The sequence below is a fragment of the Pseudomonas sp. genome, assembly GCF_026224925.1.
Taxonomy (GTDB): Bacteria; Pseudomonadota; Gammaproteobacteria; order Pseudomonadales; family Pseudomonadaceae; genus Aquipseudomonas.
The window spans coordinates 1-9,046 of record NZ_JAMFRV010000198.1 but is presented as its reverse complement, the minus strand read 5'-3'; the positions used below and the strand labels follow the sequence as shown (position 1 = coordinate 9,046).

The 9,046-nt window shown below is 56.8% G+C and carries 8 protein-coding genes; all 8 read left to right on the top strand.

Annotation, left to right across the window (positions count from 1 at the left end):
- Positions 1-2,007, top strand: a 2,007-nt coding sequence (locus M0974_RS08485; protein WP_367278977.1) for a DUF6543 domain-containing protein, incomplete at its 5' end; no start/stop codon positions are given.
- A gap of 211 nt (positions 2,008-2,218) precedes the next feature.
- Positions 2,219-3,484 (top strand): urea ABC transporter substrate-binding protein, encoded by a 1,266-nt coding sequence (urtA, locus tag M0974_RS08480; RefSeq protein WP_297835282.1) that lies wholly within the window; start codon positions 2,219-2,221, stop codon positions 3,482-3,484.
- 124 nt (positions 3,485-3,608) lie between these two features.
- A complete protein-coding gene (gene urtB, locus M0974_RS08475; RefSeq protein WP_297835279.1) occupies positions 3,609-5,111 on the top strand; it encodes an urea ABC transporter permease subunit UrtB in 1,503 nt (500 codons plus the stop codon).
- A complete protein-coding gene (gene urtC, locus M0974_RS08470; RefSeq protein ID WP_297835277.1) occupies positions 5,111-6,190 on the top strand; it encodes an urea ABC transporter permease subunit UrtC in 1,080 nt (359 codons plus the stop codon). The genes urtB and urtC overlap by 1 nt, the downstream gene beginning before the upstream one ends.
- On the top strand, positions 6,187-7,047 hold the full coding sequence (gene urtD, locus M0974_RS08465; protein WP_297835275.1) for an urea ABC transporter ATP-binding protein UrtD: 861 nt from the start codon (positions 6,187-6,189) through the stop codon (positions 7,045-7,047). The genes urtC and urtD overlap by 4 nt, the downstream gene beginning before the upstream one ends.
- Before the next feature lie 118 nt (positions 7,048-7,165).
- Positions 7,166-7,864: an urea ABC transporter ATP-binding subunit UrtE gene (gene urtE, locus M0974_RS08460; RefSeq protein WP_297835272.1), complete on the top strand. Its 699-nt coding sequence runs from the start codon at positions 7,166-7,168 to the stop codon at positions 7,862-7,864.
- 46 nt (positions 7,865-7,910) lie between these two features.
- Positions 7,911-8,756: an urease accessory protein UreD gene (locus tag M0974_RS08455; protein ID WP_297835269.1), complete on the top strand. Its 846-nt coding sequence runs from the start codon at positions 7,911-7,913 to the stop codon at positions 8,754-8,756.
- A gap of 80 nt (positions 8,757-8,836) precedes the next feature.
- The coding region (ureA, locus tag M0974_RS08450; protein ID WP_297835266.1) for an urease subunit gamma at positions 8,837-9,046 on the top strand (210 nt) is incomplete at its 3' end.

Genomic DNA, 9,046 nt, shown 5'->3' with positions numbered 1-9,046 from the left:
GAAAAGCCCAGCACGCTAAAGCTTGAGTCTGCCCATAGCATCACTGTCACCGGCAAGAACGGTGAGGCACTCAAGAGCCTGGATAAAACATTTATCGCGGACCTGAGTGAACGGTTGAGCAACCCCGTCACCGTCAATACGTTCATGGTAGAGCGACTCGAAAATTCGATCTACGCGAAATCACTGCTGATGTTGGCGACACGTCTCAGCAGGATGCAGATGCGCTTGGGTCTGCTCAGCGCCACGGCTCAGGACCTTCCACAACACTGCCTGGAGTGGATAAAGTCGGTGATCGATGCGCCAGGGGCATCGGCTGACAGGCAGGTAAAGGGCCAAAAGATTCTGGTGACGTTCTTGGCTATCAACAAGGCAACGCTCTCCAACGTGCTGAAAATCGCGCCGCAGGACAGCAGTGAACAGGGCATGGTGCTGTGTACATTAAACGCGCCTGACGGCATCGTTTTTCGGTGGTTCGCAAACATGGCCAGTGCGAAGAGCGATTTTTTGGATAAGCCGGATTTTTCCCATTACCTGATGCTTCAACTCCCGATTGCCAATAGGCCGCGGGCGCTAAGAAGCTTGCAGTTGGATCAACGGTTAAAAAGTTACCGTTTCCCGGAGTTCTTCAAATATTTACCATCGCCGGTTCCGATACCCGACCTACTGTGGGAGGCCATAAGTTTCGTTGAACAAACCCGAGATTTTCTTACCGAAAATCACGACCTGAAAATCGCTCACCTGCGGACCGATGCCACCGCTAATTTGCTCAGCGCTCGTGAAGTCGAGATCCAGCAAAACTACACGGCGATGCATATGACCGCCAGCATCGCCCTGCTATTTTTACCACCGCCAGCGTCTATTCCAATTGCACTCGGACTTGGCCTGTATAAAGCCTGGAACGGTTTCAGGGCCATTGAAGAAGACGATTTCGAGGGCGCTGCCCGAGAGTTTTTGTTTGCTCTCGACTATCTGGTCACCGCAGGAATCGGCAAGTTGGCTCTGGCATCCAGACCACTGTTGCCGAGCAGTCGGATTCGCGGCCTACGCCAACCTATTGCGCGTCGTATAGGGGCAGACGGTGAGCCACATATTGGCATCCTGCGCCAACATCCAACGCCAGGGTTATCCGGCACAGGAGAGGGAAGCGTTCTATTCGACGCACTGAAATTCCAGCGCATCGAGATCGACAATCAAGCGTTTTACGTCCGACCTTACGCCAATCTGTTTGGCCATAAAAAGCTGTACCGCAGGCTTGCGCAAGACTCAAGCATGTTGACGGAGCTTGACGAGTTCGCGTTACGAAGCAATGAGGGGCAGTGGCTGAAAGCGCCTTACCAAGCCAGCGGTATCAGCGCACAAACCTATTTAAAGGCAAGCCAACACCTGGATCGACTGATCGCCGAATGGCCTACGGCTGTCCAACATCTAACGCCACTGCAACGTCTGCGCTTTGAAGCCGATTACCTTTCTTTGGCAAACGCCAATACTCACTTGTTTCCTGAAGTGGAGGCCTATTGCGAGGGCGGCTCTGCGGCGATTAATAATGCGTTGAGAACCAATATTGTCAGTAGTGACGCGACCGCTTTTGTGCAAGAGTTTTATCAACTGGATGAATACCGGGGGCAGGCATTCCGCGCCGCCTATGTATCGGCTAACGGCCTTGAGCGTTTGCAAGGCGAGCCAGGAATAATATTCGCCGACAAAGGCATTCAGTCTGCGTCGATTAGCCCGCTGAATGCTTCACGCTGGAGTGATGACGATTACATCATCCAAAGTGCCAGCTCGGATGACCGCGCCATTTTCATGATTTTTGACCCTTCAATACCGAAGAAAAACATGTTCACCAGCTTCCTGGGGGACCATGTAGGCATCGCGCCCGAAACACCGCTCCAACTGATGGCGTTCAAAACCGTGGACAACGTTAATTACGCCTACTTCTCTGCACCCGAACAGATCCCTCAGTTCTACATCGACACCTATACGGGCCGGCAGGCGGCGTTTCCCTAGGCAATTGTCCTGCGCACCATGCGGGCGCAGGGCTATGCACTGCCCGGTTATTTAGGGGCTATTTAGGTGCGCCACGCTGATTGACGACGACATACTCGTACCATTTCGCGACCTTTCACGCGTTGGCCCAGCCTTTGCTAAAGGTATTTCAGACATACGGTTTTACCTACCGAGCTCGCCCTCTGAAAATTCCAAGAATGGAGATAGCCAAATGAAGCGTCGCAGTCTGATCAAAGCTTTCACACTGTCTGCCTCGATTGCCGCGATGGGCATGAGCTGGACAATCCAGGCCGCCGAGACCATTAAGGTCGGGATTCTGCATTCATTGTCCGGGACCATGGCGATTTCGGAGACGTCCCTGAAAGACATGGCGTTGATGACCATCGATGAAATCAACGCCAAGGGCGGCGTTAACGGCAAGATGCTCGAAGCGGTGGTTGTCGACCCTGCCTCCAACTGGCCGCTGTTCGCTGAAAAAGGCCGTCAGCTGTTGACCCAGGACAAAGTAGCCGTAGTGTTCGGTTGCTGGACCTCGGTGTCGCGCACATCGGTATTGCCGGTATTCGAAGAACTCAACGGCTTGCTGTTCTACCCAGTGCAGTACGAAGGCGAAGAAATGTCGCCGAACGTGTTCTACACCGGCGCAGCGCCTAACCAGCAGGCTATTCCTGCAGTCGAATACCTGATGAGCGAAGAAGGCGGCAGCGCCAAGCGTTTCTTCCTGCTGGGTACTGACTACGTTTACCCACGCACCACCAACAAAATCCTGCGCTCGTTCCTCAAGTCCAAAGGTGTTGCTGACAAGGACATCGAAGAGGTTTACACCCCGTTCGGGCACAGCGATTACCAGACCATCGTGTCGAACATCAAAAAATTCTCTGCGGGTGGCAAGACGGCTGTGATTTCTACAGTCAACGGCGACTCCAACGTGCCTTTCTACAAAGAACTCGCCAACCAAGGCCTGAAAGCTACCGACGTACCGGTTGTAGCGTTCTCGGTCGGCGAAGAAGAACTGCGCGGCATCGACACCAAGCCGTTGGTGGGTAACCTGGCGGCCTGGAACTACTTCGAATCTGTGAAGAACCCGGTCAACACTAAGTTCGTTGCGGACTGGAAGGCCTACGCCAAGAAGCACAACTTGCCGGGTGCTGACAAAGCGGTAACCAACGACCCAATGGAAGCGACTTACGTCGGTATTCACATGTGGGCTCAAGCGGCGGAGAAAGCCAAGTCGGTTGACGTCGACAAGGTTCGCGAAGCCATGGCGGGGCAAACTTTCAACGCGCCATCGGGCTTCGTCCTGACCATGGACAAGACCAACCATCACCTGCACAAGCCAGTGATGATCGGCGAAATCCAGGCAGACGGTCAGTTCAGCGTTGTATGGCAGACCAAGGAGCCGATCCGCGCTCAGCCTTGGAGCCCGTTCATTCCTGGCAACGACAAGAAGCCGGACTATGCAGTGAAAAGCAACTGATCGGTTAACCCTCTCCCTGTAGGAGCCCACTTGTTGGCGAGGCGGCGTGCCTGACACACCGCATCAGCCATCTCGCCAACAAGTTGGCTCCTACAGAGTCCGCTCAAGACTGTGAGACACCGATATGTTTAACACCCTGTACCGCCTCATTTTCGCCCTGGTGCTGTTGTTGCCATTTACAGCCCACGCCAGCGATGCCGGTGACTTTGTTGCCGCAAGCCCCGTGGAACAAGCCAAACTGCTGGAAGCCTGGGCCGCACAGCCTGACCCTGCGCGCGTCCAGCTGATCAACGAGCTGGAACAAGGTCAACTTACACTCGACGGACAACCCCAAGTACTGCACCTGAACAACCGCCTGCGGGGCTTGATTGATACCGCATTGGCCAGTCATCAATTGCTCGCTGCCGACGCCAAGCTGCGTCTGGGCGCCGCGCAACAGCTACAAAAAAACGCCAAACCGGCGCAGCTTGAGTTCCTCAACCACCAACTCACCGCCGAAACCAATGCCGATGTGCGCACCGCGCTGACCTTGGTATTGGCCAATCTGCAATTGGTCGATACCAACCCGAGCGTGAGACTGGCGGCCGTTCGTTTACTGGGCGAAACCGGCGACCCGCTGGCCCGTACCCGCCTGGAAACCCTGCTTGATCCCACCGTCGAAACCGATGCCGGGGTGCGCACCGCCGCCGAAACCAGCCTGGCGCAGGTCAAACGTAAATTGATGGTAGGGGAAATACTAGGCCAGGCCTTTAGCGGTCTATCCCTGGGCTCGATCTTATTGTTGGCGGCCCTGGGCTTGGCGATCACCTTTGGCCTGTTGGGCGTGATCAACATGGCCCACGGCGAAATGCTGATGTTGGGTGCCTACTCCACGTATGTCGTGCAATTGATGTTTCAGCGTTACGCGCCCTCGGCCATTGAGTTCTATCCATTGATTGCACTGCCGGTAGCGTTCTTTGTTACTGCGTTGATCGGCATGCTGCTGGAGCGCACGGTGATTCGCCATTTGTATGGCCGCCCCCTGGAAACCCTGCTCGCGACCTGGGGCATCAGCTTGATGCTGATTCAATTGGTGCGCCTGGTGTTCGGCGCGCAGAACGTTGAAGTGGCCAACCCAGAGTGGTTGTCCGGTGGCATTCAAGTGCTGCCCAACCTAGTGCTGCCGTATAACCGCATCGTGATCATCGTCTTCGCTCTTTCGGTGGTGGTGCTGACGTGGCTGCTGCTGAACAAAACCCGTCTGGGCCTGAACGTACGGGCGGTCACCCAGAACCGCAACATGGCCGCCTGCTGCGGCGTTCCGACGGGGCGGATCGACATGATGGCGTTCGGGCTGGGCTCGGGCATCGCCGGATTGGGCGGTGTTGCCCTGAGTCAGATCGGCAACGTCGGCCCTGACCTCGGCCAGAGTTACATCATCGACTCGTTCCTGGTGGTCGTACTCGGCGGCGTCGGTCAATTGGCGGGCAGCGTGATGGCCGCTTTCGGGCTGGGCATCGCCAACAAAATTCTCGAACCACAGATCGGCGCCGTACTCGGCAAGATCCTCATCCTGGCGCTGATCATTCTGTTTATCCAGAAACGTCCGCAAGGACTCTTCGCACTCAAAGGGCGGGTGATTGACTGATGAACCAGCCTCTTTTGGTCACCGCCGCGCGTAAAGCCGGCTCAACAATCACCCTCGCCATTGGCGCGGTGATCCTCCTACTGCTGATCGCCCTGGCGCTGCTGTCGTTGCTGCCCGCGGAAAACAGCCTGCAGGTCTCGGCCTATACCCTGACGCTGGTGGGCAAAATTCTTTGCTATGCCATCGTCGCATTGGCGCTGGATCTGGTCTGGGGCTACGCCGGGTTGCTGTCGTTGGGCCACGGCTTGTTTTTCGCCCTGGGCGGGTACGCCATGGGCATGTACCTGATGCGTGAAACCTCAGGCGATGAGTTGCCTGCGTTCATGACTTTTCTGTCGTGGACCGAGTTGCCGTGGTACTGGACCGGAACCAATCACTTCCTCTGGGCCATGTGCCTGGTGGTGTTGGCGCCGGGCTTGTTGGCATTGGTCTTTGGATTTTTTGCCTTCCGTTCGCGGATCAAAGGCGTGTACTTCTCGATCATGACCCAAGCCCTGACGTTTGCCGGGATGCTGTTGTTCTTTCGCAACGAAACCGGTTTTGGCGGCAACAACGGCTTCACTAACTTCCGCAGCATTCTCGGCTTCAGCATTACCTCCCAAGGCACTCGGGCAACATTGTTTCTGCTCACCGTGGCCCTGCTGCTCGGCTGTTTGTTCGTCGGCTGGCGCCTGGCGCTGAGCAAGTTCGGACGGGTATTAACCGCCCTGCGTGATGCTGAAAACCGCCTGATGTTCTGCGGCTACGACCCACGCGGGTTCAAGCTGTTCGTCTGGGTATTAAGTGCAGTCATGTGTGGCTTGGCTGGGTCGTTATATGTGCCGCTGGTTGGCATCATCAATCCCAGCGAAATGTCGCCGACCAACTCCATTGAAGCGGCGGTGTGGGTTGCGCTGGGTGGCCGCGGCACCTTGATTGGTCCATTGCTGGGAGCTGGCGTGGTCAACGGCATGAAGAGCTGGTTCACCGTGGCGTTCCCCGAATACTGGCTGTTCTTCCTCGGTGCGCTGTTTATCATCGTGACCTTGTACCTGCCCAAAGGCGTGATCGGCCTGCTGAAAAAGAAGGGGGAGCAATGAAAACCACTCCGACTCCTGCGTTCATGCTCGAACCGATCCTGGCCCCAAACTCTGACGCAGGCACCAGCCGTGATGCCATTGGCTTCGGGCAGATGGTCGGTAAAGGGCTGAATACCCGTCACGGTACGATTCTGACGTTGGAAGACATCAGCGTCAGTTTCGATGGTTTCAAAGCCCTGAACAATCTGAACCTGTACATCGGCGTGGGCGAGTTGCGCTGCATCATTGGTCCTAACGGTGCGGGCAAAACCACGCTGATGGACGTGATCACCGGCAAGACCCGCCCCAGTCACGGCAAAGCCTGGTTTGGCGAAACCCTGGACCTGACTCTGATGAGCGAAGTGCAAATCGCTCAAGCAGGGATCGGTCGCAAATTCCAAAAGCCGACCGTGTTCGAAGCCTTGAGCGTGTTCGAGAATTTGGAACTGGCGCAAAAAACCGACAAATCCGTGTGGGCCAGCTTGCGTGCACGGCTGACCGGAGAGCAGCAGGACAGTATTTTGCAGGTGCTGGAAACCATTCGCCTGACCCATTCGATGCACCGCCCCGCCGGACTGCTGTCCCACGGGCAAAAGCAGTTTCTGGAAATCGGCATGCTGCTGGTTCAAGACCCGCAACTGCTGTTGCTCGACGAACCAGTGGCCGGCATGACCGACGCCGAAACCGAATTCACCGCCGAGCTGTTCAAAAGCCTGGCGGGCAAACACTCGTTGATGGTGGTTGAACACGACATGGGCTTCGTCGGCTCGATTGCCGACCACGTGACCGTTCTGCACCAAGGCAGCGTACTGGCCGAAGGCTCGCTGGAAGCTGTACAGGCGGATGAACGAGTCATCGAAGTGTATTTAGGGCGCTAGACCGAGGCGAACCCTTCGCAGGCAAGCCTGCTCCCACAGGGAAATGCGCTCAACTGTGGGAGCAGGCTTGCCTGCGAAGAGGCCGGCTCAGACGACGTCGATAAACGAGAGGCAAACCATGCTGCAAGTCGACAAGCTCCATCAGTATTACGGCGGTAGCCACATTCTTCGCGGTTTGTCCTTCGAGGTAAAAATCGGCGAAGTGACGTGCCTGCTGGGCCGTAACGGCGTGGGCAAAACCACGTTACTCAAAGTCTTGATGGGCCTGCTGCCGTCCAAAGAAGGCGCGGTGCAGTGGGAAGGAAAAACCATTACCGGGTTCAAACCGCACCAACGCGTGCACGCCGGAATCGCTTACGTGCCTCAGGGCCGTGAAATTTTCGGCCGCCTGACCGTGGAAGAAAATCTGCTTATGGGCCTGTCCCGCTTCCCTGGCTCCGAGGCCAAGGAAGTCCCGGCGTTTATCTACGAATTGTTCCCGGTGTTACTGCAAATGAAGCAACGCCGCGGCGGCGACTTGTCGGGTGGTCAGCAGCAGCAACTGGCCATCGGCCGTGCGCTGGCCAGCCGCCCTCGCCTGCTGATTCTGGATGAGCCCACCGAAGGCATCCAACCTTCAGTGATCAAAGAGATCGGCGCAGTGATCAAAAAACTTGCCGCACAAGGCGACATGGCGATTCTGTTGGTCGAGCAGTTCTACGATTTCGCTGCTGAACTGGCGGATCACTACCTGGTGATGTCCCGTGGCGAGATCGTTCAGCAAGGCCGAGGTGAAGACATGGAAGCTCAAGGGGTTCGTGGGCTGGTTACAATTTGATGCGGCAATCCGCTAAGGTGCGAACTCTTCAATCAATGACCCAACCATGAACCTTCCTGCCCACACCGCGCTGTTTACCCCCAGCTGGCATGCCGAGCTGGAGCTGGGCTATGGCCGTTTCGGTGACAGCACACGCCCGACCCTGCGCCGCCATCAAGGTCCGCTGCGGGTGCAAAAGCATCTGTATGCCGAAGGCCCTGAGGTGTGCCAACACATCATCGTGCATCCACCGGGCGGGATCGCTGGCGGTGACCGTCTGGATATCTCGGTGAATGTCGGTGCCGACGCCTGGGCGCAACTGACCAGCCCCGGCGCTGCCAAGTGGTATCGCGCGGCCGGCCCGGCGTATCAAAAACTGGAGCTGAGCGTCGAAGCCGGCGGCACGCTGGAATGGCTGCCACAAGAGACCATCGTCTTCAGCGCCGCTCAGGCCGAACTCACTACTCACATCGATCTGCAAAGCGATGCACGCGCCCTTTACTGGGACGTGGTTGCCTTGGGCCGCCCCGCGAGTGGCGAGCGTTTTGATCTCGGGCATTTTCAATCGAAGGTCGAGATCCGTCGCGATGGCCGGTTGTTGTGGCATGAACGGCAACGGATTGTCGGCAATGACGGCTTGCTCGATTCGCCCATTGGCTTGGGTGGCAAACCGGTATTTGCCACGTTATTGGTGACCGGTGAAGCCAGCAGCGAGTTATTGGAAGCGTGCCGTAACTTGGCTGACAATATGCCGGTTCGCGGCGACCTGAGCCAATTACCCGGCCTGTTGGTCGCCCGCTGCCTGGCCGACGAAGCCCTGCACGCACGCGCTTGGCTGATTGAATTATGGAAGCTGTTACGTCCTGAGTTGTTGGGACGTGAAGCTATTGCGCCTAGAATCTGGAGCACCTGATGTACCGCGTCGCGACATTCGTGAATGAATTTGCTCCCACAGGGATTGCGCTCCTCAATTGATATGACACGGAACCAAACATGGACCTGACTCCCCGCGAAAAAGACAAGCTGCTGATTTTTACCGCAGGCCTGGTGGCTGAACGGCGCCTCGCTCGGGGCGTGAAGCTCAACTACCCGGAGGCTATGGCCTACATCGCCGCCGCGTTAATGGAAGGGGCTCGCGATGGCCGGACCGTTGCCGAGTTGATGCACTTTGGCACCACGCTGCTCAGCCGTGAACAAGTGATG

What these genes read in the sequence shown, in the direction of transcription:
- urtA (WP_297835282.1), top strand. Translation starts at nt 2,219, where the DNA reads ATGAAGCGTCGCAGTCTGATCAAAGCTTTCACACTGTCTGCCTCGATT.
- urtB (WP_297835279.1), top strand. Translation starts at nt 3,609, where the DNA reads ATGTTTAACACCCTGTACCGCCTCATTTTCGCCCTGGTGCTGTTGTTG.
- urtC (WP_297835277.1), top strand. Translation starts at nt 5,111, where the DNA reads ATGAACCAGCCTCTTTTGGTCACCGCCGCGCGTAAAGCCGGCTCAACA.
- urtD (WP_297835275.1), top strand. Translation starts at nt 6,187, where the DNA reads ATGAAAACCACTCCGACTCCTGCGTTCATGCTCGAACCGATCCTGGCC.
- urtE (WP_297835272.1), top strand. Translation starts at nt 7,166, where the DNA reads ATGCTGCAAGTCGACAAGCTCCATCAGTATTACGGCGGTAGCCACATT.
- M0974_RS08455 (WP_297835269.1), top strand. Translation starts at nt 7,911, where the DNA reads ATGAACCTTCCTGCCCACACCGCGCTGTTTACCCCCAGCTGGCATGCC.